The organism is Bradyrhizobium sp. UFLA05-109 (genome assembly GCF_054185165.1).
This window is the reverse complement of sequence record NZ_JBBIAR010000003.1, coordinates 114,161-139,802: the sequence shown is the minus strand read 5'-3', so window position 1 is coordinate 139,802 and position 25,642 is coordinate 114,161. Positions and strand designations below refer to the sequence as shown.

The following is a 25,642-nucleotide window of genomic DNA, read 5'->3' as shown; positions in this document are numbered from 1 at the left end:
ACTAGATCGTTTTCTTCTACCGCCTGCCGAAAGCGGCCAATACGCCATCGTGCTTTGCTTTGTTGAGTACGATGCCGACCACATTCTCATGTCGAACGACATCGAGCCCGCGCTTTATGAGGTCGATATTGGTGCGCCCCGCTTCGACTACAAAGATGAGCGAATCCAATGCGCTCACCGCGGCTTGCACGTCCGCAAACGGCGTCACCGCTGGGAGATCGACAATGACGTATTCATAAGTTTCCCGAAGACTCCGAAATAGTCCGTCCAGTCTCTCAGATGCTACGATTTCACTATCGCAAATGGGGCGAGCGCTATTGCCGATAGGCAGAAAGGCAAGCTGCGTTGCTGGCTCGATCCATGCAATTTCACGTAGTGTCGCCGCGCCGGAAAGGACATCCAAAAGGCCCCGTTCGGCAGTCGGAGCCAACGCTGCCGAGAGCGAGCGACTTCGCAGGTTGCAGTCTAGTAAAACAACTTTGGCTCCGCTCCGCGCCATAAACAACGCCAGGGCGGCTGCGACAGTTGACTTTCCCTCGTCCGGCTGCGCCGAGGTCAGTCCAATAACCTGGTTTCGCTTGCCGCTACGGTTCATGCCGTCGATGGCGAGCTTGATCTCGAGAAGCGATCCGGTAAATCGGGACTGTGGTGCATCCGTAACGGTCCAGATTGGATTGTCGGTGCGTGCGATGCTTCTCGATCTGGCATTGGGCAACGCTCGCTCGGTTCGGGCGGGGCGGTGCGCGAACGCAGCGAGCCTGCCAGCGAGGGATTCGATCGCTGGGACAACTGCAATGCATGCTATTTGAAACTCGTTCCACACCTCGGCGCCGGTGCGGATGGTGCCTCGATGTGACAGATCGCGCAGCATTCCGAAAGCGAGGCCAAGAAACACTCCCGCTGCGGCCGAAATTCCAAGCACGATTGCGATGTTGGGCGAACTGGCCCTCAAGGGAGGGGATGCGTCGGTGAGCACGTGGGATTCAAGGACCGGCTGTGATTGTTGTTGCGCCTCCATGTAGCGCAGCATCCGGACAAAATTGTCATGGTTCCTTGTCGCTGTTTCGGCGGCGGCCTCCAGCACACGGAGCTCACCCGGCGATGTGGAGGAACCTGCATCTCCAGGCTCCGTTGAGGCCGCGCTATCGCTTCTGTTCTTGCGATAATTCGCAACCGCTTTCTGAGCTGCTGACGCCTGGGCGCTCAATTCGTCCAGCCGATCCTTGACCCATTTCTCGCTTCCCAAAGCCGACTTGAACTTTGAGTCCATCTGAGACGCGACATATGTTTCTATGACGGTGTTTAGTATCTGTGCCGCTCTCTCTGGATCCTTGGAATCGAAGGTAAGGTCGACAATGTACGTAAGGCCGGCGCGCTTAGCCGTAAGCTTGCGTTCGAACGACTCGACGGCATATTGCATCGCGCTGGCCTCGGTTTCCGGTTTGCTCCAGCCGAGCAGCCTGTATATCGACCTCTTCAAGCTTCGAAGGATGCCATTGGAACCGGAGAGTTCTGGATCCCTTGCCAGGGCCAGTTTTGTTATCACGGCACGAGCGATGCCCTCAGACTTTAAAATCGCGATCTGACTTTCGACGATGGTCGAAACGGACGCGCCGTCTCCACGCGCTGCCTTTGAGTCGACAACGACCTGAGCGTCGGCAGTAAACGTTGGAACGACAGTAACGAGGTAAAGCAGGGCCGCCCCAGCCGATATGGCACACGTCAGCAACATGATCGAGAGGTGCCGCCGTATGAAGGCGACGCCTTCAGCCAGAGACTCGGCCAATGAGCGAAATTCGGACGGCGGCGTGCCGAGATTTATCGAAGGGTCCGTCTGATGGGTCTGCAGCATTTTCTCTTACCAGCGCTGATAGTTTGGCTCTCGGATGTTGGGAGAGGCCTGTTGGACACAAGGATCATTAAACTCCGCGAGTGAAGGGGAGGCACTCAGAGCCGGCGCTAATAGGCATTCCAGTACACCTTCCTGGAAAACAAGGTCATGACTATGATTTTGAGATCGAGGAGCAGTGACCAGTTGTCGATATAGTGCAGATCGTGCTCCAGACGGTGCTGCATCTTCTCGAGTGTATCGGTGTCGCCACGATAGCCGTTGACCTGGGCCCAGCCCGTCATGCCCGGCTTGACATTGTGACGACGGAAGAATGACGAAATGAGCTCGGCGAAGACTTCGTTTTGCGCGGTTGGATGTGGACGGGGCCCGACCATCGACATGTCGCCGGCCAACACGTTCAACAACTGCGGAAGCTCATCGATATTGGTACGGCGCAAAAAGCGTCCGACGCGGGTGACACGTGGATCGCGCCTGACGACAGGACGGAAATTGTCGCCGGCCTCCATCACGGTCATCGATCGGAATTTCAGCACGCGAATGAGTTCGTTGTTGTAGCCGTGCCGGGTCTGGCGAAAAAGGACCGGGCCACGGGAATCGAGCTTGATGATCAGCGGAACGATCACGAAGAGCGGGCTCGCCAAGACGAGGGCGGCAACTGCCCCGACGATGTCGAACGCTCGCTTGATTGCCCGTTTGAATGGAGTCAGGGGGGATTGGAAGAGGCGCATCGTCAAGATGTTGCCGAATTGAGCAATCCGCGACCGCGCCATCAGGTTGATGGAGTCTATGGGGACCACGTGAACGTCAACTGGCAGTTCCGATAGCGCGCTCGCTAGCGTGAGAACCGACCGGGAGTCCTGCTGCGAAGTCAAGATGACGATGTCATCAGCCAGGAGGAGGCGGCAATCCGCGACCAGCTGGTGAACATCAGGCAGCACTTGGACAGTGCCTGCGACTGACGAGGGGTATGGGGGAAGGCTCGGAAAATCGAAGGAACGGATGGTCCGACTTCCGGCGGGCATCGCCCGGGCCGAGAAATGCAGGCAATCACCCGGGTCTCCTATAAGAACGACGCGCCTAACGTCGACCTGGCCCGACGCAATGCCCGACTGCAGCAGGGAACACCATGCTGACCGGACGCAGAGTACCGCGAGGCCCACGCTTGCCGCTTGCATCATGACAAGCGTACGGGAGTAGTCCTCGGAGACTCTTAGGAGGAATATCGTCGATACAAAGAAGGAGAAGACGAGGAAGACGCCGCTGGCGCCGCTCAATAGGAGCTTGAGGCGGGGCTGCGTCAGGATCCCGGAATATTGCCGGAGCCCGATGGAAACGAGCAGCTGCAACGTCGAGATCAGGAGGGATTCCCCGATGTACCTGTCGGGAGCAGGCGCCTCCATCAGTATCAACCAATGATAGAGGAAGGCAGCGAAATAGCCTGCAAACGCTACGAGTAGGAATTCAGTCGCTGCCGCCAGTACCAACAAGGCAGCCAGTCGGTTCCTGCTGACGCGTGCTGAGACTGACGTACCGCCATCGACCGAATGTGCCGGATACTTGGTAGAAGCCGGCAAATTGGTAAGGGACGCATAATTCATAGCACTCCGCCACCCAGTCACGCCGTCTGCGCGTGCCGATCAGTAACATTCCGGGTTGCTGGATAGGAATTGCAATAAGTGGGTACCACGATGGTCCCAATAAGTGGGTAACTACGATGGTCCATTGAGCCGGGACAGGGCGTGATTAAAGTTCCGGTTGCAATCCGCCTGAAGTGCCCGACGGGCCTGATCGGATGCGAAACGATAGTAACCCGTGCAACCCAACGTAGCGAAGAAGGTGCTGGGCGATTCGGCCGCAAGCGATGGAACGCAGCATTGGTTTTACAGAACGGTGTGTGGACCATTGTTCGAACGGTAGCGATGCCGAGCATGCTGCCTTCCGCAAACAGACTGAAGGATTTCATCCGGTGACCACGTTCGTACAGGGAGTTGCCGCCGTGCCGAACTCCAGACTGCGCAATAGGCGTCCTATCGACGTGCTTGGCAACAAGCTGGGTCGTTGCATCAAGTGGGGCTTGGTGACTGTCGGCGTGACGATGTCCGTCACTCAAGTAAGGGCCGAATATCGCGTAAACGTCGGAGATGTACTGGAGGTCGCGGTGGCGGGCGTGCCAGATCTCAAATATCGCGCTCCCGTCCAGATAGATGGGAATATTTCGTTGCCACTGGTCGGAGTGCTTCCAGTAGCCGGCCTGCCTTTACCGCAGATCCGAACCAAAATCGGGGCCGCACTGGCCAGCAAGACATTTCGCCAGAGGGCTGCGGATGGCCGCGAGGTCGCGATCGTGATCGATGCAGATGAGGTCACGACGACCGTAGCGGAATACAGGCCGATATACGCGAACGGGGACGTGTCAAAGCCGGGTGAGTACGCTTATCGGCTGTCCATCACCGCGCGCCAACTCATCGCTTTGGCGGGCGGCTACGACATCATGCATATCAGAATGAACAATCCATATCTCGAGTCGGCAGACATGAGAAGCGAGTATGGATCGCTTTGGACGGACTTCGCCAAAGAGCAGGCGCGTATGTGGCGCATCAAGTCCGAGCTCGGAGAAACGGCGCAGATCAGTCCGGTCGCCTTGACGGACGTGCCCGTAGCTCGATCGGCGATCTCGGAAATCGTTCATGCCGAAACGGAAATCTTGAAGACGAAGCAGAGCGACTATCAGCAGGAAAAGATGTTCCTTCAGCGCGGTATCCGACAAGGAGACGATGAGGTCCGCGTGTTGTCGGAGCAGCAGAAGAAAGATGAAGAGGGACTTCAGTCAGACCTCGAAGAACTGCAGAAAGCGTCCGATCTGTTCGGAAAGGGTTCCTTGATCAGCCCTCGCGTTACGGATGCGCGTCGCGCGGTGCTGCTGTCATCAACCAGGAAGCTGCAGACTTCTGCGCAACTTCTGCAGGTCAAGAAGCAGCAGGACGAGTTCACCAGAAAGCTGGCAAAGCTCGACGATCAGCGCAGGCTCGACCTGCTCCGTGAGTTGCAAGACACCAGTGTAAAGCTGAACCAACTTCGCGAAAAGCTGCAGAGTGTGAGCGAGAAGCTCCAGTACACGTCGATGGTTCGATCGCAACTCGTACGAGGAACTGGCAGTAAGCCGGACATCGCCATCATCAGGAAAGGCGATAAAGGGCAGGAACGGATTGTCGCGAGTGAAGATACCGAGCTGCAGCCGGGTGACGCCGTCGAGGTGACCCTGCGATACCAGGACGGTCCCGATACTCCCCGAAAGCTAAGCAGCTCGAGTATTCCGGCAGCGTCAGCGATGGGCCGAGCCGATGCGGGCGGGGACGACTCGCTGCGCGTCGGGAGGAGGTGACGAGGCCGTACTTTCCGAAGCGAATTCGTGGCGATTGGAGAAAGACCTCCAGGGCGGTCCTCGCAGCCTTGGCGGGCAGAGTTCCGAGCGGCTTTACGTTCAGGGGCCAAAGACAACTCGAACGGAAGCGCGCCAGGCTGGGATGCGACCGGCGACGCTGCCAGCATAATGCAGCGTCCGGCCTATTCATTTCGAAGGAGATCCACATGCGACGTACGTATGGCAGTTGCAAACGCGTTTTGGTCACGGGCGGAGCCGGCTTTTTAGGCTCCCACTTGATCGACCGACTGCTCTCTGACGGCCACGAGGTTGTCTGCGTGGACAATCTCTTCACGGGAACCAAGCAGAACATTGAGCATTTGCACGCAAATGCGCGCTTCGAATTTCTACGCCACGATATCACCTTTCCCTTGTACGTAGAGGTCGATGAAATCTACAACTTGGCTTGTCCCGCATCGCCGGTGCAATACCAGCACGATCCGGTGCAGACCACAAAGACCTCGGTACTCGGCGCGATAAATATGTTGGGCCTTGCGAAGCGGCTGAAGTGTCGAATTCTGCAGGCCTCGACGAGTGAGGTCTATGGCGATCCTGCGGTTCATCCTCAAACCGAGCACTATTGGGGTCACGTGAATCCCATTGGTCCTCGGTCCTGTTACGATGAAGGGAAGCGGTGCGCCGAAACTTTGTTTTTCGATTATCACAGACAATGCGGCGTCGAAATCAAGGTTGCCCGCATCTTCAACACGTACGGGCCGAGGATGCATCGATCAGACGGTCGAGTAGTTTCCAATTTCATCATTCAGGCGCTCAGCGGCGAGCCGATTACGCTTTACGGTGACGGCAACCAGACACGTTCGTTCTGCTACGTTGACGACTTGGTAGATGGCCTTGTGCGTCTTATGGACAGTCGACCTTCAATCACCGGGCCGGTCAACCTGGGGAACGAAGGAGAATTCACCATTCGCGAGCTTGCGGAACTGGTGATCGCTGAAACGGGCTCGTCATCAAAGCTCGTCAAGTTACCTTTGCCCCGCGATGATCCGAGGCAACGCCGCCCCGATACGACGCTCGCCAGAGCCGAATTGGGCTGGCAACCGACCGTAAAGCTGCAAGACGGATTGAGGCCGACCGTTGCATTCTTCCGCGGCGATCGGGCAGTCCAATCGTACGAGCAGCCACATATCATCGCCGCCGAATAGCCGCTCAGGATCTCGCGCTTGCGTAGCCCGTTGCGCCAGATGCCGTGACGGTTGGTTTGCTCGCGCGGGAAACCTGTCGCGGACAACGCGAAGCCCGTCGTCGATGCGAGGCGCAGCGCCGGCGGTAGCAGTATTCCGGGCTTTTGCTTGCTCTCGATCGCGTTTGTCGCGTGCGCCATCGAGAGCTCTCCGCGAGACGCCGAAGGGGTAGTCCTTCGGGGCTGTTGCACTGGGCTGCCAGCGAGAGTCACGTGGAGGGATGGCGGTCTCTGGAATGCGTAGCCGGCGGTAGGCGTCGCACCAAACCGGTTTGAGCCAAGTGGAAGGTGTCACTGATGATCATGTTGACAGGAGGCGCAGGCTACATCGGCTCCCACATCTGTATCGCGTTGCTAGACGCCGGGTTCGATGTCGTCGTCGTTGACAATCTCTCCAACAGCAAAACAGCCTCGCTCGATCGGGTGCAATCCATCTGCGGGAGGTCGCTCGTCTTTCGGCACACCGACATTCGGGATGAAGAGGCCATCTACGAAACACTTCGGGCCTACGATGTGACGGCTGTCATCCATCTTGCGGGGCTGAAGGCTGTCGGCGAGTCCAACGTTCGGCCCATGACCTATTACGAGAACAACATCTTCGGAACGATGCGGCTCTTGTCGGCCATGAAGAGCGCAAAGGTCAAGACGTTGGTCTTTAGTTCGTCCGCCACTGTCTACGGGATACCGACATACCTGCCGCTCGACGAAAAGCATCCCCTTGGACCGGCAAATCCATACGGTCGCACGAAGTACTTCATCGAAGAAATGCTCAAGGATGTCTACCAGTCGGACGATGATTGGCGGATCGGCATTCTGCGCTATTTCAATCCTGTTGGCGCGCACGAGAGCGGGCTGATCGGAGAAGATCCGCTGGGCGTTCCGAACAACCTGGTGCCGTTTGTGGCGCAAGTGGCGATTGGAAAGCGCGAGAAGCTGCGGATTTGGGGCAACGACTACGACACGCCCGATGGCACCGGCATTCGCGACTTCATCCATGTCGTCGATCTTGCCGCTGGTCATCTAAGCGTCTTGCGCCATCTGAAAGGGCCTGGGCTGCTCACGGTCAATCTCGGGACGGGAAACGGCAACAGTGTCCTGGAAGTCGTTCGGACATTCGAGGCGGTGAGCGGCAGGCCGGTGCCGTATGAGTTCGCCGAACGCCGGGTAGGCGATGCCGCCGTCTGTTATGCCGACCCGACGCATGCAGAAGAAGTGTTGGGTTGGAGATCGACGCGGTCTTTGGCGCAAATGTGTGCCGATCATTGGCGTTGGCAATTACAGAACCCGAACGGCTATCGTAGTGCTTCCGAAGAGCCGGACCGGGCCATTTCCGCCATCACGGCTTAGTGTACGCTCCGGCCGTGCTTGAACGAGCGATGAAGGGTCCGCATCTGCGCGGTTCGGAGCATGCTGCAGCAAGCATGTCGCCCATCAGAGGTAGCTCGTAATGACCCAAAATCTCCGCGCCGAAGAGCGGGGCTGCAAGTAAGATGTTATCGCGCGTGGGGATTTGCGATGCCACACTATCGTGCATTCGTTTTGGACGAACATGGCCAGTTGGGGGGAGTCGTCAACCTTCACTGCCCAGACGACGCGTCTGCAACCGAGCGGGCCGGGCGGTTGGCGGACGGTCACGAGGTTCAGCTCTGGCGTCTGGTGGCCGAGCTCAAATTTGGCGATCCGCGACAGCGACCCAAGCGGCGGCGTGGCACCCGCGCACCAGTGCACTAAGATCGATCGACGCAGACATGCGTTCGTCTCGCGCGCGGCTCGCGCGTCTTTGACGGTTTGCGCGTGCATCATCGAACCCGAAAACAACAGCTCTCGGTTGGAGAAGCCAGCGCACGATCACGCGGGCTGTGTGTGGACGGCTCCGCGTCGGCAAGAAGAATCGTCACGCTGCAGCATTGGTTGAGCAGCGATGCGTTCAGCCAGTTGCGCGGTCCACATGACCGCTGGCCATCATGCCCTCTGCGGATCAGGTCGCGATCAAATGCGCGCATTCAAAAGATGCTGTGGCCCAGGTGGGTGGTCCTGATCGCCAAATCGGCCGGCGCTGCATTGCGTGCTATTCGCCCCCCAGCCGTTACGTGACCGGACGCCGATGACCTGGATACCCGCATAAATACCTGCGTCCTGGCCTCAATTACATACCTACGTATGCCTGCATAGGTGTGTAAAAATCACATTTCGAAACTTTTTTTGCCACGTTTGATTAATAACCAACCGTTCCAGCAGTCGGGGGGGCGCTTCAAAAATCCCACTGCTTTGAAAATCTGCTCGCGGCGTAATGCTGTGAGTATGCGGTATGTCGCGCGCGTGTTCGTGCGGCAGTGGAATGCCCTGTCTTTAGCAATCAAAAAGGATGACGGAATGGCGAACATCACTTCGTTCTCGAGTGCAAATGGTGGCAGCGTCACCGTCGGTGGGATGAGCGCTCAGGTCGAAAACGCGAACCGTAGCTACAGCCTGACGGAGCCCGATAGCAACACGCTGAGGTTCCAGGTGGACTCGGGGGACTCTTGGAGCAACGACATCTCGAGCGGCAACACCTCCGAACGTTCGGAGATCGAGTTGAATCAACACTACTCTCCGAACACCCAGATCAACATATCCTACGGTTTTACGCTGGAGTCTGGAGCGGCAAACACCTCTTCATGGATGGTTCTCGGCCAGATTCACAACACCATAAAGGGTGGTTCGCCTCCATTCGCGGTTGCGATGTACGGCGAGCACATGATGATCATCACACGTGGCCCAAACGGTGCGGAGAACGACATTTATCGGGATCCGAACCCCATCGAGCGGGGCCATCAATACCAAATGAACATTCAAGTGGACTTTGGCAGTGACGGAACCGGAACTCTCAAGGTCTGGCGAGATGGGACGCAGATCGTCAACTACACGGGACCGCTCGGAAGTGGGACGAGCAACGAGAGCTATTATTGGAAGGAAGGCGTCTACCGCGCGCCAGCCTCGGAAGCGGTTGCCGCAGACTATAGCAATCTGCAGATAACGACCGGGGCGGCATCGGCCCCCAGCGCGCCGTCGGCCCCGAGCGCGCCGTCGGCGCCAGCGACGACGCCGACGACGCCGACGACACCATCAGTCACACCGGAGGTGACCAAGGCCACGGCCTCGCCTGGAACGGGCACCGAGAACGTGGGAGATACGATCACCCTGACGCTTGCCTTCAATGAGGCCGTGAATGTGACGGGCACGCCCACGCTGTCGCTCAATGACGGCGGCAAGGCCACCTATGTCGGCGGCTCGGGCACGGGCACGCTCACGTTCAAAACGACTGTCGCGTCGACCGACACCAGTGTGTCCGCGCTCGCCATCACGGGGGTCAACCTTCCGAGCGGTGCGAGCATCAAGGATTCGTCCGGTGTTGCGGCCAATCTCTCGGGCGCGGTGAAGACCTTCACGGGTCTTCAGATCGACCCGCCGACATCGACGACGCCGAGCGCGCCGTCGACGCCGAGCGCGCCGTCGACGCCGAGCGCGCCGTCGGCGCCAACGACGCCGACGACACCATCAGTCACACCGGAGGTGACCAAGGCCACGGCCTCACCTGGAACGGGCACCGAGAATGTGGGAGACACGATCACCCTGACGCTTGCCTTCAATGAGGCCGTGAAGGTGACGGGCACGCCCACGCTGTCGCTCAATGACGGCGGCAAGGCCACCTATGTCGGCGGCTCGGGCACGGGCACGCTCACGTTCAAAACCACTGTCGCGTCGACCGACACCAGTGTGTCCGCGCTCGCCATCACGGGGGTCAACCTTCCGAGCGGTGCGAGCATCAAGGATTCGTCCGGTGTTGCGGCCAATCTCTCGGGCGCGGTGAAGACGTTTACGGGTCTTCAGATCGACCCGCCGACATCGACCACGCCGACGACGCCGACCACGCCGAGCGCCCCAACGACGCCGACCACCCCTTCGACCCCGTCATCGACCAAGCCGGTCCTGACTATCGCGGATGACTCGCTCTGGGTTGCCGGGCGAGGCGGCAAGGTCGACCTCGGGACCAAGGTGGCGACGAGCGACTCCAACGACGCCGTGACCGTGAACATCGCGGGGTTGCCGAGGTACGAGACGATCACCGACAAGCTCGATGGTAAGACGTTCAGGGGAAGCAACATCACCTTGACGGCCGCGCAGGTCGACAGCGGACTGACGCTACACTCGTATTACAGGGGTGGCGGACATCCGGTCGCGACACTGACACTGACGGCAAGCGCGAAGGATCCGACCACCGGCTCCGTGTCGACGTCCTCGCCGAAGACCATCACCGTGACGGATCCTCGGTCGACGTCGTGGCATACGAGCACGTCGTCGTCGCATACGAGCGCGTCGCATACGAGCACGTCGCATACGAGCACGTCCTCGCATACGAGCACGTCGCATACGAGCACGTCCTCGCATACGAGCACCAGCACGGATCACGTGTCTTCTCCCACCACGACCGTCACGACCGCGCCCGCCACGACCACGGCCGCTGCGACCACGACCTCGCCGCAGACGATCAACTCAACGGATCTTCAGCATGCGATCGCCGCGAACGCGGGGGGCTTGGCAAGCCGGGCCTTCGCGCTGCTCCAGCAGCACATGGACCCGGCGACCAGCACGCTGGCATCGACCGGGCGGGAGCCGATCCTCGTGGCGGATCATCCGGTCGCGGCCGCCCCGAGCACGGCGTCCCTGGCGAGCCAGAGCTTTGCGCTGCTGAACCAGTATCTGGCCGGTAACACCGGTCGGTTCGATCCCGGACACATCGTCGCCGCCGCTTCGCAAGCCACCGCTTGGGGACATGAATCGTTGCTGACCAGACCGCAACATTAATGCCCGGCCGCACCCAGGCCCAACGCCTGGGTGCGGCACCGTCAAGTTTGTGAATGCATCAGAAGGAACATCATACGCGGTCGGTAGCCGCGAAGGGTTGAGTAAAAAATATGGCGATCCAGAATGGAAATGCCCATGCCGCAGATCTCGGGCTTCGAGCCCTGGCTCTGTTCCTCCGTCTTCATGGCGTGAACGCCGAGCCCGAGCAGCTCCGCGACCGTTGTGGCAGCAACGATATCGGCATCAGCGCGATGCTTCGCTGTGCCCACGAATTCGGAATCAAAGTCCGCTCGCGCACGACGCGTTGGAAGCGACTTGCAAGCACCACGTTACCCGGAATCGCGTCGCTGCGTGATGGCGGATTCCTGCTTCTCGGCAAGGTCGAGGACGAGACGGCACTTGTGCTGTATCCGACCGCATCGCGTCCGAGGATGATGACGCGCGCCGAGTTCGAAGAGGTGTGGGACGGCCGTTTAATCCTGGCCGGCTCACAGAATCTCGTGCACAGGTTGCTTCATTCCCTTGCGGGCATGAATATCCCGGGGCGTGATCTGGCGCAGCGTGCCGGCGATGCCGCGATGCATGCCGGTACTATGTTGACGCGCGTCAGGGACGTCATGTTGAGGCGCGCTAGCGACGTCTTCATGCGCGCCCGCGATGTCATGCTGCGCACCCGGTCACCCGATCGACCCGATATGGCTGTCGAGGAGCCGGTTCTTGAACCTGCAAGCGGCGATGAGTCAGGGCTCATTGCGGCGACGATCCTGCTGCGTTGCCACGGCATTGCGGCCGATCCGGAGCAAATTCGGCATCGCATGGGCACGGCGCGGATCGGTGTGACCGAAATCCTGCGCTGCGCCAAGGAGTTCGGGCTCAAGGCCCGGTCGCAGCGGTCGAGCTGGAACAGGCTTGGCGTCACGCCGCTGCCGGGAATTGCCGTGCTGCGCGACGGCAGCTTCCTGATCCTGGGCAAGGTCATCGAGGACAAGCTTCTCGTTCAGCGCCCATTGTCCCCCCGACCCGAGGCCATGACTCAGGCCGAGCTCGAGGCCATCTGGGACGGCGATATCATCCTGATGACCCGACGGGCGAGCCTGACGGATCTCTCCCGGCGATTCGACATCAGCTGGTTTCTCGGTGCGGTCCACAAGTATCGTCGTCTTCTCGGCGAGGTGCTGATCGCGTCGTTCTTCCTTCAGGTCTTCGCCCTCGTCGCCCCGCTGTTCTTCCAGGTCATCATCGACAAGGTGCTCGTGCATCGAAGCGTCAGCACGCTCGACGTCCTGGTCGCGGGCCTCGTCGGATTGACCCTGTTCGAGACGGTTCTCGGCACGTTGCGCGTCCATCTGTTCGCGCACACCACGAACCGCATCGACGTCGAGCTTGGCGCCCGGTTGTTTCGTCACCTGATGGCGTTGCCGATCGCATATTTCCAGACCCGCCGTGTCGGCGATTCCGTCGCACGCGTTCGCGAGCTCGAGAACATCCGCCAGTTCCTGACGAGCTCGGCGCTCACGCTCGTCGTCGATCTCTTGTTCACCGTCGTCTTCCTCGCGGTGATGTTCTACTATTCGACGTCGTTGACCCTGCTCGTTCTGGCATCGTTCCCGTTCTACATCGGTATTTCCGCCGGCGCCGCGCCGCTGTTTCGCCGGCGCCTCGATGAAAAGTTCAACCGGGGCTCGGAGAACCAGGCCTTCCTGGTCGAGAGCGTCACGGGTGTCGAGACGCTGAAGTCGATGGCGGTCGAGCCGCAGATGCAGCGGCGCTGGGAGGAGCAACTCGCCGGCTATGTGGGGGCGAGCTTCCGCGTGCTCAGCCTGAACAATACCGCGAGCCAGGCGGTCCAGATGATCAACAAGCTGGTCACCGCCGCAACGCTCTACTTCGGCGCCAGGCTCGTGATCGGCGGCGACCTGACCGTCGGCGAGTTGGTCGCGTTCAACATGCTGGCGGCCCGGGTGAGCATGCCGGTGCTCCGGCTCGCGCAGATCTGGCAGGACTTCCATCAGGCCCGTCTGTCGGTCGATCGTCTTGGCGACATTCTCAACACCATTCCCGAGCCAAGCTTCAGTTCGACCCGGGCTGCGCTGCCGCCAATCCGTGGCAAGGTCACATTCGAGCATGCAACCTTCCGCTATCGTACCGATGGCCCGGAAGTGCTGCACGACGTGTCCTTCGGCGTCGAGCCCGGCCAGGTCGTCGGTATCGTGGGCTCGTCGGGCTCCGGCAAGAGCACCATCGCCAAGCTGATCCAGCGTCTCTACGTGCCGGAGAGCGGACGCGTGCTGGTCGACGGCGTCGACCTCGCGATGGTCGATCTGACCTGGCTTCGACGCCAGATCGGCGTGGTCTTGCAGGAGAACGTGCTCTTCAATCGCTCGATTCGCGAGAATATTGCGCTCGCCGACCCGACCATGCCCATGGAGCGCGTCATCGAGGCGGCGTCACTCGCCGGCGCTCACGACTTCATCCTGGAGCTGCCTGAGGGCTATGACACCATCGTGGGCGAACGCGGTAGCAGCTTGTCCGGTGGCCAGCGCCAGCGTGTCGCGATCGCTCGCGCACTCATTACCAATCCGCGCATTCTCATCTTCGACGAGGCTACCAGCGCGCTCGATTACGAGAGCGAGCGCGCCATCCAGCAAAACATGAAGCGGATTGCCGCGGGCCGGACTGTGTTCGTCATCGCTCATCGGCTTTCGACCGTGCGCAATGCAAACCGGATCATCACGCTCGAGCATGGCCGCATCGTCGAGGACGGTAGCCATGATGAGCTGATCCGCTCGAACGGGCGCTACGCAAACCTCCACTATCTGCAGGCCGGTATCCATGACGTCCGCTAGCCGAAATATCGTTCCGTTTCCGAGAGCCGAAGTTCGGCGGCGCGAGCACGAGATTGCATTCCTGCCCGCGGCGCTCGAGATCACCGAAACGCCGCCGTCGCCGATCGGCCGCGCGATCGGGGCGAGCATCATCGCGCTCTTTTGCGTCGCGCTGTTGTGGGCATCATTCGGCAGCGTCGATATCGTCGCTACCGCGACCGGCAAGATCGTGCCAGGTGGTCGTACCAAGCTGATCCAGCCGTTCGAGACGGGCGTTGTCCGCGCCATCCACGTACGGGACGGACAGAGCGTCAAGGCGGGCGACGTTCTGATCGAGCTCGACCCAACGATGACGGAAGCCGATCAGGAGCGCCAGAGAAGCGATCTCCTCGCGGCTGAACTCGACGTCGCGCGGCTGCGCGCAGCGCTGACCGATGATCCGCTGGCCGCCTTCCGGTCACCGCAGGGCGCAAGTGCGGCGGAGATCGAGATGCATCGCCAGTTTCTGATCAGCCAGCGCGCCGAGCAGAGCGCCAAGCTTGCCGAGATCGAGCGCCAGCAAGCTCAGAAGGAAGCGGAGCGGGCGACCACGTCGGCGAGCGTGGCGAAGCTCCAGGCGACCATACCGGTGCTGCAGGAGCGGGTCGACATTCGCAAGGGGCTCGTCGACAAGGCCTTGGCCTCGAAGGTCGTCTATCTCTCCGAGTATCAGGAGCTGGTCGGCCTTCAGCAGGATCTCGTCCTCCAGCAGAGCCGGCTCCATGAAGCCGACGCAGCCATCGCGTTGCTGAAGGAAACGAAAGAAAGGACCGCCGCGGAGTATCGGCGTTCCACCTATGACGCGCTTGCGAAAGCCGAGCAGAAGGCGGCGAGCGCTGCGCAGGAGATGGTCAAGGCGGAGCGGCGCACGAAACTCCAGCATTTGACTGCGCCGGTCGACGGCGTCGTGCAGCAGCTCGCCGTTCACACGGTGGGCGGCGTGGTAACGCCGGCGCAGGCGCTCGCCATCGTGGTTCCAAGCGAGAGTCAGCTCGAGATCGAGGCCATGCTCTCCAACCGAGACATCGGGTTCGTTCATCCGGGACAGAAGGCGGAGATCAAGGTCGATACGTTCAACTTCACGCGCTACGGACTCCTTCATGGGGACGTGTTGAGCGTGTCGACGGACGCCATAACGCACGACAGGCCACAAGGCGGATCGAACGACCGGGCATCGGGCGCGGCGCAAAGCAGCAGTGAGCCGAGAGGTCAGGAGCTGGAATATGCGGCGCGCATTTCACTCGACCGCACGCACATGCAGGTCGAGGATAAACTCGTCAAGCTCGGCCCTGGCATGGCGGTAACGGTCGAGATCAAGACCGGCTCGCGCAGGATCATCAGCTATCTTCTCTCGCCGCTGGCGAGGTACAGACAGGAATCGCTGCGGGAGCGATGAAGAACCCGCAGCGACCCGCGCGCGAGGATAGTGCCCGCGCGCGGGTCCCTGCGCCTACTTGTAGAGCCGTGCCGCCGCGCGAGCCCCTCGATCCTCACCCTTGCGGAGTAGACCGTCGATGGGAGGTACCGCGACGTGAGTGGACTGCGGGGCCAATGGAGCAGGCTCGTTGATCTGCTCCATCTCGGAGATCTTCGCGATCCCTCTGCCCGGATCGGCTGTGAGCGCGCGACCGCTTGCCGCTCGCACCAGCGACCCATGGTTCATTCCCCAAATCGCCGCCTGTGTCCGGTTCTGAACCCGGATCTTGCGCAGGATCGCCTTGACGTGGACCTTCACGGTAGCTTCGGCGATATCGATCTTTCGGGCGATGCATTTGTTGGAGTCGCCTTCGATAAGGCAGGATAGAATTGCCTTTTCGCGTGGCGAGAGCTGCGGCGAGATCGTGTCCTCCGTGACGAGGATCGCGTGCTCGTTCTCGTTGAGCGGCGCCGTTTCGCGCTCGTGACTTCCGTCAAGAGCAAACGTCAGAAACGCCGGCGGGAAGACGGTCTCGCCCATCGTGACGAGCTCGACGGACTTGATGAATGCGTCGCACGAAATGACGTTAACGAAGTAGCCGTTGGCGCCGACCTTCTCTAATCAGAACGTTCTTTCCAATAAGGACCGTTCCGTAAGATTGCCGCCTCCTCATTTTACCCTCCAGCCTACGCAATGACACAACAGCGACGGACGGTTGAATTCAATTTTGTCTTTCGACGGACGAACGAATCGTTGTTGTTAAGTTGGTCGTTCTCCCTTGGCTTGTAGTCCTGAAAAATATCGAGTTACTTCGATCGTGATCCTCCTCTTTTGCCTTTTGTTTTGCCTTTTGCCGAACGTTGTCGGCGATCACCCCGGATTGCTTAATCTTTTATGAATGTTAGATGCGAATTTCCAAACGCCCTATATATCGTTGGTTATAGGAGCGGTCCGGCATATATCCGTACGATTACGACGCCCAAAAACCGCGTCTAGCACAGTCTCTGCGTGAATTAGGTCGGGATGTTGATTCAACGTTGAAGAACTTGTCGGAGTTTTTGTTCGTCGTTGCTACGTCTGCGCGAACACATTCTGCAAGCGAGTTAACTACGCATCGCCCATCGAACGTTGAGGAAATATCGAAGCTGTACGCCGTCGGAGATTTCGCCGTTGTCCGGGGCTCGTCGCATCAGAGGCCGGCACGTCTCTGTCTGATGACCGGGTTCTTACGGGCGTTGGCCTCGCCAAATTGCTGTACGAGAGTCGGGAAGCGAGCAGACCAGCGCACCTGTTAACCCGTAAGTATTGCTTGTGTTATTGTTAATTTCAGATGATTCTATCGCTAGTAGTGAATAGTGATGGGGCGCAGAGTTTATCTTTTTGGGGGCGACACGCTGAGGAGCGCCCAATGCGACGTACCAGTGTAGTCATTGCAGACCGGCATCCGGTTGTTTTGAAGGGCCTGAGCAACGTGCTCGGTGCCGTAGCCGATTTCAATATTGTCGCATCTTGTAGCGATGCTGCGAGCTGCATCGAGGCGATCCGGAACCTGGCGCCTGATATCGCGATTGTCGACGCCGCAATGCCTGAGCTCGGCGCGCTGAGAATTCTTTCGACCATCAACTCAGAAAATCGTTCGACCCATTTGGTATTTTTCGCCGCGAGTGAGGATTGCGAACTGGTACTCACGGCGACGCCGATGACCTGCAGCATCGTCCTGAAAGACACGGAGCCGGAAGCGCTGGTGCAGTCCTTGCGGCACGTCGCCAACAATCACAACCTGCTGCCGGCCACCCCATCCGAGTCGATCGTTTCGCACGAGCAGAGCACGAATTCGGAGAGTGCGCTGACGGCGCTGACGGACCGCGAGCGTCAGATCATGCGTCTGGTCTCCGAAGGATTGTCGAACAAGGAAATCGGGCGACGGTTGAACATAGCCGATGGCACCATCAAGGTGCACCTGCACAACATCTTTCAGAAGCTTGAAATCAGCAATCGGACCGTGCTCGCGGCCCTCGCCATCTCGCAACATGATCGCGCGACCGGCCCGCGGGAGAAGGCCCGCATTCCCGATTGAGTGGAGCAGGTGGGGGAGCGCCGGGAAAATCCTCGCGCGCCACCATTACCGGTCGACGCTCGCAGGGCGATGGGCAGCCGGCCTCTGATGGATACGCCGCCCAGGCTGGGACGATCATCGTGGAGGCTGCTTTAACCATCTGTGCGATCGGGCTCGACGGGCGCGGAACGAGACGCCAGATGTCGCCGTGCGCCGGAAATCCGGAAATGATGGGTACGGGCGCCGCTTGATCGGCGAGGTCAATGTCCCGGCAGCTTGGTGGGGTAGTCCGTCGGGGCAGGCGGCTGATCCAAAATCGCAGCCAAAGTATCGGCAGAGAAGTGTATTTATTGGTCATCTGCAGCTCTGGGTCCATCGCGGTTTGTCCGTTGTCAGGTAAAACTCAGTCGCGGGCGATAGCGAACGGCTCCAGATGCGATCGCAGAGATGTGCCGACTGGACGTGGGCACATCTGGAGCGGCGGCCCTGGCCCTCCCTGCTGCCCCCTATGGTCAGGGCCGTTTCTCCATGGACGGCCCGCCATCGGGACCAAACTCTGTCGTCGAACCGAAATCGCGTAGGTGGGCGCATCTTGATGTCCCTTCATTTTCACCGTGCCATCGAGAACATGGAAATTTGGAGCGCGACCGGCGACGGCTTTTCCTTTGTGATCACGTACGAGAGCCCTGACGGGTCTGGCTTTCATGGACATGACGGCTATGTGGCGTCGTGGCGGCCGCTCTATCGGGGTGACGGCGCGATCAAGATCGGCGGCTCGGAGTTTGCGAGTTTCACGGAGGCAGAGGACGCCTGCAACACGATGCTGGAGCATCTGAAGGGGCCTGCGCTGGAATGAAGTGCACGGCCGGCAGTCAGGCACCGTCGACCTTCGATAGTTTCAGTAGTCAGGCGGTATTACCGGCGTCGACCGTCACCACCGTGCCGGTGATGTTCCGGCCGCCTTCGCCGAGAAGATATTCGACCATTGAAGCGAGTCGTCGGCTTCGGGCAGGCGACGCAATGCGCTGCGGCCAGTAATGCGTCGACGGCCTGCGTCGTCCAGGGATCTGGTCAATTCCGTGTCGATGAAGCCGGGCGCGATCGCGTTCACGGTGATGCCGACCCTTCCGAGCTCGCGGGCCAGCGAACGGGTGAAGCCGGCAACCGCGGCCTTCGACGCGGCATACACCGACAGGCCGTTGTAGCCGGTTGAGGCGACGATCGAGGAAATGTTGACGATCCGCCCCGCACCGTCGGCCATCATATGGCGGGCCACGTATTTGGTCAGGATGATCGGCGACAATACGTTCAGGCGAATCAGGGCCTCGATTTCGGAATTGTGCATGGTGGCCAGCACCCCATCGGTGCCGATCCCGGCATTGTTGACGAGCCCGTAGATCGTGCCAAATTCGTCGCGCACCGATTTTGCGAAGGCCGGAATCGCATCGGTCACCGCGAGGTCGCAGGCGCGGAAATGCAGGCGCCCTTGTGCTTCGCGGACCGCAGCGGCGAGCTCGCCACTCTCTCGGCGCGCTACCGCGACCACATTGTAGTCGCCGGATGCGGCGAGCCCGCGCGCAATGGCAAGGCCGATACCGCGGCTACCGCCGGTCACGAGGACGTTACGCATCGGTGCGTGCCAGTTTCCCCGCTGCCGTAACCTCGAGCCGTTCGACAAAGCGGATCACGGCAGGCACCTTCCAGGCCGCCAGGCAGTCTTTGCACCGGCTGAGAATCTCCTTGCGGATCGTCTCGTGGCGCTCCCGATCGGTGCCGTCGGCAAGGACGACATCGGCGACCACGATGGCGCCGGTGATCGGGCTCCTGCGCGATCGCGCGCGCGACATCTGGACGGAGGCGTGCCGGTTTATCACGGCCTCCACCTCCTCCGGATGGACCTTCAAGCCGCCGATGTTGATGATGCCGCCTCGCCGGCCGACGAAGTGGTAGCGTTCGCCGCGCAGCTCGACAATATCGCCGGTATCGACGAAGCCGTCAGTGTCGGCGAGCGGCGGCGCATCGGCGCCGACATAGGCGCGCGCAGTACGCCTGGAACGGATCCGCAGCGAGCCGTCGACCACCTTAATCTCAACGCCGCCGCGATTCCGTCCGATCAGGTGGGCAGGAAAACCCTCGCGCCCGTCGTCCACGCTGAAACCGACGCCAGCCTCGGTCGAGGCGTAGGCGTGGCCGATCGACGCATGCGGAAATGCCCGAGCCAGGCCGTCGAGCACTGCCTGGTCAGCGATCTCGCCCGACAGGCGGACATAGTGCGGCGAGAAGTCGGCGGCCGCGCCGCTCATCAGGAGCTTGCGCCAATGCGACGGTGTCCCGGATACGTGGGTGACGCCGCCCACGCGCAGCCGCGCCACATGGTCCACGATGGCTTCCCCGGGCTCCGAAAGCACCATCGATCCGCCGCCGATCAAGGCGCGAAGGAAGATTTGCAGGCCGCCGTAGCGACGGATGTCGTAGAACGTCGCCCAGGTTGCGTTCCGGTAGCGCGCAGTCCCGTCGGCGATGATCGCGCCGGCGAGCCCATCGAGCGTATGCCGGACGATCTTCGGCAGCCCTGACGTCCCCGAGGTCAGCATCAGCCACTCGGTCGCGCGGTCGACCTTCCATCCCACGGTCCTCCGTTCGGGCAGGTCGATGCCGACGACGTCGTGCCCCCCAGCACTACATCGGTGTAACGGCCGATCGGTGACGATGGTGTCGATCTCGGCCTGCTCGAGCAGGACCTGGAGGCGGTCCCAATCGAGGTCGGGCGGGCACAGAAGTATGCGGCGGGCGACGCCGTCGAGCTCAATCATTGCAAGTGCGGACAGCAGCTGTCCCGACGTCGCAAGCAGCACCGAGCGGCCGGACAGCTCGCGGGATTTGCCGGTCAGGCAGCTGTACTCGATAATGTCGGTCAGCGATACACTGTGCCGGGCATCGGAAATCGTGCGATCCTTCAGCTCCGGGCCGAGATATTGGCGCAGTGCGAAGATGTCAGGCGGGGACATTCTCGTAGGCTCGGACAAACTCACCGAGGGTTGACGGGAAGGCTGCGTCCTCGGCGACTGTGAAGGGATCAATGCCGAGCTCGTCCTCCAGCCGCGCAACCAGGATTGCGAATGCCAGCGAATCGAACCCGGTCTCGTTCAGTGGCAGATCGTCCTCGAGTGACGGAAGCGTGACCTTCTGTTCCTCGGCGATCTGCTTCATCGCGGAGAAAATCTTCGACTTGACCGACATGGTACACCTCACTGCTCGGCTTTCCGGGCCGATGTTAGAGCCTGATCTCGCCTTCAACGATGCCCGCGTAGACCGCCCGGTCGATCGAACGATAGTCGCCGGTTGCTGAATCGCGCAGGAACAGCGGATCGTCCACGACTGACGGATCGAATCCCTCGCGGATCAACCGCTGCTTCTTCTGCTTGAAAGTGTCGGTCGCCTCGAGCGCCCGGCACAGCCTGACGAAGGCTGGGACTGCATAGGGCGGAAGCCGACGCGAAAGGTGTTCTCTGAACATCCCGAAATCGAAACTTCGGTCCACCACCAGGGCCGCCATGCCCGCGCGGCCATCGGCCCCGGAAACGGCAACTCCATAGGTCGAGGCGTCGAGAACGCCGGGGCAGTCCCTTATTGCGTCGTTCACTTCGCTGGTCGCAACGTTCTCGCCCTTCCAGCGGAAGGTGTCGCCGACGCGGTCGACGAAATGCAAGTAGCCTTGCTCATCGCGCAGCATCAGATCACCGGTGCGAAACCAGACATCGCCCTCGGTAAAGACGTCGCGCAGGATCTTTTTCTCCGTCTCGACGGGATCTGTGTAGCCCTCGAAAGGCGCGCCATCGCGATCGGCGCCGCCGATGCGTCCGACAGCCTCGCCCGTCTCGCCGGGGCCGCAGGCGATGCAGAGCCCGGCGTCGCTGCGGAGTGGACTGCCGCTGTCGGCATCGACCTTGACGATCGAGGCGGGAAAGCGGTGCGCAAGCACCGGCGGAATCCGGCCGATCGCGCCGGGTTTTCCTTCGACGTTGAACAGGGAGAAATTGCCTTCCGTTGCGGCATAGAATTCGAGGATCTGCGGAATTGCGAACCGGCTGGCGAACATTTCCCAGATGTCGCCACGCAATCCGTTGCCGACGGCCAGCCGCAACCCGTGTCGCGCCTCTCGTTCAGACGCCGGCGCTTTCAGCAAATAGCGGCACAGCTCACCGATATATTGGAAGACGGTGCAGTCGAAACGCGCGATGTCGTCCCAGAAGCTGCTAGCGGAGAATTTCTCCGCAATCGCGACCGAGCCCCCCGCGGACAGCATGCTGCAGGGAGCTGCGACGCCTCCCACGGAGTGGTAGAGCGGCAGGCAATCGTAGAGACGATCGCTGCTGGACGCGTCCGTCAGTCCAGCAAACCATCCGCCCCAGGTGAGAATGCGGCGATGACTGACGTTCGCCGCCTTCGGTAGCCCCGTGGTGCCCGAGGTGTAGATGAGGAGTGCACGTCGCTCGATCGTGACGTCGCCACGTTCGGCGGGGGATAGCGGGCGCGGCTCGAAGGCGGCGAGCATCGCGTCCAGATCGCCGCTTGGGCCGCCGGTGCCAAGGCTCCAGCTTTGCGGTATGTGGTGCAGGTATGGACGTGCGGTTTCGAACGCTTCCACGCAATCGGCAGCAAGGATGACGTGATCGGCACGTGCGACGTCGATGCAGTGGGCGAGCGACCGGCCGACCAGCCTGGTATTGATCAGCGCTACCGTCCCGCCGACCCTGCTGATGCCAAGCCAGCAGGCGAGGTAGTCCGGCCGGTTCGGCATCAGCAGACAGACGGTGTGGCCGGCATGGAGGCCGAGGCTGCGCGCCCAGCGCGCATACCGGTTGATCCGCGCGGCGAGCTCTCCATAGGTGAACGATTGGCCGTCCGAGAGCAGGGCAGGTCGCCCGGGCTGACGCTGTGCCCATTCTTCCACGATGTCGGCGAACAACCGATGCGGCTGCGCTTCGACCTGCGCGGTTAGCGCGAGGGCTTGCAGCCACGTCTTGGCGGCGGAGCGTCTGCGCTGCGGCGCATCGCGTCTGGTCGCCCCGGCTGTCTTCACGACCTGGTCAGGCAGTCGGGTTGGATCGACATCCACGCGTACCTGCTCGCTAGCCGGCAAGGTCGCGGCCAGAACGACCGCGCAATCGTTGTCGATGCGGCCGGCGTGATCGTCGGAGCAGAAACCGTGTTCAACTGGCTTCATCCCGACCCGGGTCCGAGCTGGTTGAGGATCATCCGCTCCATCGTCTTCACCGATTGAAAATTTTCGGGCGTGATCGCGAGTTGGGGAAGGATGAGATCGAACTCGGCCTCAACCTTGAGCATCAGCTCGACCATGCCCATCGAGCTCAGGCCGATATCCACCAGCCGCGAATCCGGGTGGACATCTGCGGTGATCGCGTTCTGCTCGAGGACACTCCTGACGACGGATAGAACACGGTTCTGAACGTTGACGGTAAAGTTATGCATTTCAACGGTCCCTCGCCGTGACCGGGCCTGATCACAATCGGGCGACGATACCCAACTGCTCTTCGGGTCAACAGTCTGCTTCGGAGGTACCTCGCCCGGGAGCGGAAGCTCCTTGATACCCACTTTTGCGCCAACGACGCAGCCAGGGAAGTGGGCTAGTTGTCGATTTTCGGCGGAATTCATCTCGCATGTTTCGCGTCGTTCAACCATGAAATCCGGGGCCTTGGCCATGAATGTGCAGGAAGTCCAGTTCCGCGACATCGCCACGGAAATTGGCCGAGTAGCATTCTCTCCTGACGACTCCTCGTTTCGGCAGCGGACGGCAAATGTCGCGCGGGTCGCTGCGACGGAGGCAGGGGCGGTCGATCGCGAAGCGCGCTTCCCGCGGGAGGCGATCGAAGCGGCGCGCAAGGAGAGACTTCTGGGTGCTCAGATTCCGATCGAGTTCGGCGGCGACGGAGCATCTATCTCCGACGTGACCGATATGTGCTACGCGCTCGGCCGTGCCTGCGCCTCGGTCGGGATGATCTTCGCGATGCATCAGACCAAGATCGCGTGTCTGGTCCGCCACGGCGCGGGCAGCGGCTGGCACGAAAGCCTCATGCGCCGTGTGGCTGCCGAACAGCTGCTGCTGGCATCGTCGACCACGGAGGGCCAGAACGGCGGAAACATCAGATTCAGCTCGGCCGCGGTGGAGCGCGCAGGCGGCGAGATTTCGCTGGTGCGCGACGCGACGGTGATTTCATACGGCGCCGAGGCGGACGGCATCATCACCGTTGCCCGTCGTTCCGACTCTGCGGCCGGATCCGATCAGGTGCTCCTGGCCATCACCCGCGACGACTACACGCTGGAACCCACTCTCGCGTGGGAGACGCTTGGCATGCGTGGGACCTGCAGCGCCGGGTTCAAGCTGAACTTCAGAGGCACTGCGGACCAGATATTCCCCGTCGCATACGAAAAGATTCATGCGCAGACAATGACACCCGTCGCACACCTCTGCTGGTCTTCGGTGTGGGCGGGGATCGCGGCTGCGGCGGTGGACCGAGCGCAGCTCTTCATCCGCAAGGCCGCCCGCGGGGCGGGCGGCAATATGCCTCCCGGCGCGGCGCATTTCACCACCGCCAAAATGACGCTGACGAAACTGCGTGCGATCATCTCCGCGAATCGCCAGTTCTATCAGGCTCGCGAAGGCGACGAACGCGCGCTGTCGTCCGTCGACTTCCAGTCCTCGATCAATCTTCTCAAGGTGGAGGCCTCCGAGCTCGCGGTCGCAGCCGTCATGCACGCGATGCGCGCCTGCGGCCTCTCTGGTTACCGCAACGATACCGACGTAAGTATCGGTCGCCACCTGCGCGACGTGCTTTCCGCTCCAATCATGATCAACAACGATCGCATCCTCGCCAGCATGGGCACCGCGACGCTGATGAGCGCCGTCCCGGAGTCCCTGCGCGATTGATATTTGGTCCTCGAAAGGAAATGGGGCTCGATATGAACGTGGCCATGTTTGCAGCACAGTCGGAATCCGCTTCTCGTCCGTCCGATCCATTGGACCATCTTACCGATTTGCTGTTCTACGAGATGGGCTCTCCGGGGGTCTATGGTCGCACTGCGCTCTATGAAGACGTCGTAGAGCGGCTTGCAGTGCTGATCTCGCGGCATCGCGAAGCGGACACCGAGGTGATGCGCTTTCCTCCCGTGATGAATCGCGCGCAGCTTGAGAGGTCGGGCTATCTGAAAAGCTTTCCGAACCTTTTGGGTTGCGTTTGCGGCTTGCACGGGACGGATAGCGAGATCCACGCCGCGGTCAGCCGCTTCGAGGCCGGCGGCGACTGGACGCAGTCGCTTTCACCGGCCGACCTCGTGCTGTCGCCCGCAGCCTGCTATCCGGCCTATCCGATCGCAGCGAGCCGCGGTCCCGTACCCGCAGGCGGTTGGCGATTCGACGTAGCCGCCGATTGCTTCCGCCGCGAGCCCTCGCACCATCTCGACCGGCTGCAGTCCTTCAGGATGCGTGAATTCGTCTGCATCGGCAGCCCTGATCAGGCCTTCGCGTTCCGGGAGCGCTGGATCGAGCGGGCTCAGGAGATCGCTCGCGATCTCGGGCTGCCCTTCAGGGTCGACTACGCCAGCGATCCGTTCTTCGGCCGGGTCGGCCAGATGATGGCCCTGAGCCAAAAGCAAATGTCGCTGAAATTCGAACTGCTGGTGCCTCTGCGCTCCGAGGAGCAGCCGACTGCCTGCATGAGCTTCAACTATCACCGCGAACATTTCGGTGCCACCTGGGGCATCGTGGATGCGGCGGGCGAGCCGGCCCATACCGCCTGCGTGGCGTTCGGAATGGACCGTCTCGCAGTCGCCATGTTCCACACCCACGGCGGAAACACGACCCGTTGGCCGACCGCGGTGCGGGACCTGCTCGGTTTTCCGAGGAATGACCGGTAGGCGACGTGGAAATTGGAATTGGAGGACGCGCGATGCGCCAGGGACATCCCG

General features: G+C 61.0%; 17 protein-coding genes and 2 pseudogenes. 10 read left to right on the top strand and 9 right to left on the bottom strand.

Going from position 1 to position 25,642, the window contains the following annotated elements:
- Positions 1-16: 16 nt before the first annotated feature.
- Complete coding sequence (locus Q3C01_RS03135) at positions 17-1,852, bottom strand: tyrosine-protein kinase domain-containing protein (protein WP_458143713.1); 1,836 nt, start codon at positions 1,850-1,852, stop codon at positions 17-19.
- 107 nt (positions 1,853-1,959) lie between these two features.
- Positions 1,960-3,450, bottom strand: a complete 1,491-nt coding sequence (locus Q3C01_RS03130; protein WP_458143712.1) for an undecaprenyl-phosphate glucose phosphotransferase — start codon at positions 3,448-3,450, stop codon at positions 1,960-1,962.
- 263 nt (positions 3,451-3,713) lie between these two features.
- Between Q3C01_RS03130 and Q3C01_RS03125 the strand changes: the two genes are divergently transcribed.
- The 3 genes from Q3C01_RS03125 (at position 3,714) to galE (ending at position 7,821) form a co-directional block, all read left to right on the top strand.
- Positions 3,714-5,234, top strand: coding sequence for a polysaccharide biosynthesis/export family protein (locus Q3C01_RS03125; RefSeq protein WP_458143710.1), 1,521 nt, complete (start codon positions 3,714-3,716; stop codon positions 5,232-5,234).
- A 206-nt stretch (positions 5,235-5,440) separates the two neighbouring features.
- Complete coding sequence (locus Q3C01_RS03120) at positions 5,441-6,436, top strand: UDP-glucuronic acid decarboxylase family protein (protein WP_458143708.1); 996 nt, start codon at positions 5,441-5,443, stop codon at positions 6,434-6,436.
- A gap of 332 nt (positions 6,437-6,768) precedes the next feature.
- Entirely contained in the window at positions 6,769-7,821 is a 1,053-nt protein-coding gene (galE, locus tag Q3C01_RS03115; protein ID WP_458143828.1) for a UDP-glucose 4-epimerase GalE, read from the top strand.
- 836 nt (positions 7,822-8,657) lie between these two features.
- Here galE and Q3C01_RS03110 read toward each other — a convergent pair.
- Complete coding sequence (locus tag Q3C01_RS03110) at positions 8,658-8,858, bottom strand: hypothetical protein (protein WP_458143706.1); 201 nt, start codon at positions 8,856-8,858, stop codon at positions 8,658-8,660.
- Here Q3C01_RS03110 and Q3C01_RS03105 point away from each other — a divergent pair.
- The 3 genes from Q3C01_RS03105 to Q3C01_RS03095 all read left to right on the top strand — a co-directional run bounded on the left by Q3C01_RS03105 (position 8,848) and on the right by Q3C01_RS03095 (position 15,579).
- Positions 8,848-11,319: a heparin lyase I family protein gene (locus Q3C01_RS03105; protein WP_458143704.1), complete on the top strand. Its 2,472-nt coding sequence runs from the start codon at positions 8,848-8,850 to the stop codon at positions 11,317-11,319. The genes Q3C01_RS03110 and Q3C01_RS03105 overlap by 11 nt on opposite strands.
- A 110-nt stretch (positions 11,320-11,429) precedes the next feature.
- The gene (locus tag Q3C01_RS03100; RefSeq protein WP_458143702.1) at positions 11,430-14,165 is read left to right on the top strand and encodes a type I secretion system permease/ATPase; all 2,736 of its coding nucleotides are present in this window, start codon (positions 11,430-11,432) and stop codon (positions 14,163-14,165) included.
- Positions 14,152-15,579, top strand: a complete 1,428-nt coding sequence (locus Q3C01_RS03095) for an HlyD family type I secretion periplasmic adaptor subunit (protein ID WP_458143700.1) — start codon at positions 14,152-14,154, stop codon at positions 15,577-15,579. Before Q3C01_RS03100 ends, Q3C01_RS03095 begins: the two co-directional genes overlap by 14 nt.
- Positions 15,580-15,633: 54 nt before the next feature.
- Here the strand turns inward: Q3C01_RS03095 and Q3C01_RS03090 are convergent.
- Positions 15,634-16,011 (bottom strand): annotated as a pseudogene (locus Q3C01_RS03090) (response regulator transcription factor); the annotation flags it as partial.
- 919 nt (positions 16,012-16,930) lie between these two features.
- Here Q3C01_RS03090 and Q3C01_RS03085 point away from each other — a divergent pair.
- Positions 16,931-17,677: a LuxR C-terminal-related transcriptional regulator gene (locus Q3C01_RS03085; RefSeq protein ID WP_458143698.1), complete on the top strand. Its 747-nt coding sequence runs from the start codon at positions 16,931-16,933 to the stop codon at positions 17,675-17,677.
- Between the two features lie 574 nt (positions 17,678-18,251).
- On the top strand, positions 18,252-18,512 hold the full coding sequence (locus Q3C01_RS03080) for a hypothetical protein (protein WP_458143696.1): 261 nt from the start codon (positions 18,252-18,254) through the stop codon (positions 18,510-18,512).
- A gap of 49 nt (positions 18,513-18,561) precedes the next feature.
- Here Q3C01_RS03080 and Q3C01_RS03075 read toward each other — a convergent pair.
- The 5 genes and pseudogenes from Q3C01_RS03075 to Q3C01_RS03055 form a co-directional block, all read right to left on the bottom strand.
- Positions 18,562-19,286, bottom strand: a pseudogene (locus Q3C01_RS03075) (SDR family NAD(P)-dependent oxidoreductase).
- The gene (locus Q3C01_RS03070) at positions 19,279-20,664 is read right to left on the bottom strand and encodes a class I adenylate-forming enzyme family protein (RefSeq protein WP_458143694.1); all 1,386 of its coding nucleotides are present in this window, start codon (positions 20,662-20,664) and stop codon (positions 19,279-19,281) included. The pseudogene Q3C01_RS03075 and the gene Q3C01_RS03070 overlap by 8 nt, the downstream one beginning before the upstream one ends.
- Complete coding sequence (locus Q3C01_RS03065) at positions 20,651-20,896, bottom strand: acyl carrier protein (protein ID WP_458143692.1); 246 nt, start codon at positions 20,894-20,896, stop codon at positions 20,651-20,653. The genes Q3C01_RS03070 and Q3C01_RS03065 overlap by 14 nt, the downstream gene beginning before the upstream one ends.
- A gap of 34 nt (positions 20,897-20,930) precedes the next feature.
- The gene (locus tag Q3C01_RS03060; RefSeq protein WP_458143690.1) at positions 20,931-22,883 is read right to left on the bottom strand and encodes a long-chain-acyl-CoA synthetase; all 1,953 of its coding nucleotides are present in this window, start codon (positions 22,881-22,883) and stop codon (positions 20,931-20,933) included.
- Positions 22,880-23,149 (bottom strand): phosphopantetheine-binding protein, encoded by a 270-nt coding sequence (locus Q3C01_RS03055; protein ID WP_458143827.1) that lies wholly within the window; start codon positions 23,147-23,149, stop codon positions 22,880-22,882. Before Q3C01_RS03055 ends, Q3C01_RS03060 begins: the two co-directional genes overlap by 4 nt.
- Before the next feature lie 229 nt (positions 23,150-23,378).
- Between Q3C01_RS03055 and Q3C01_RS03050 the strand changes: the two genes are divergently transcribed.
- Both Q3C01_RS03050 and Q3C01_RS03045 read left to right on the top strand, forming a co-directional pair.
- A complete protein-coding gene (locus Q3C01_RS03050; RefSeq protein WP_458143688.1) occupies positions 23,379-24,605 on the top strand; it encodes an acyl-CoA dehydrogenase family protein in 1,227 nt (408 codons plus the stop codon).
- 32 nt (positions 24,606-24,637) lie between these two features.
- Positions 24,638-25,591 (top strand): amino acid--[acyl-carrier-protein] ligase, encoded by a 954-nt coding sequence (locus Q3C01_RS03045; protein ID WP_458143686.1) that lies wholly within the window; start codon positions 24,638-24,640, stop codon positions 25,589-25,591.
- The last annotated feature ends 51 nt before the right edge of the window (positions 25,592-25,642 follow it).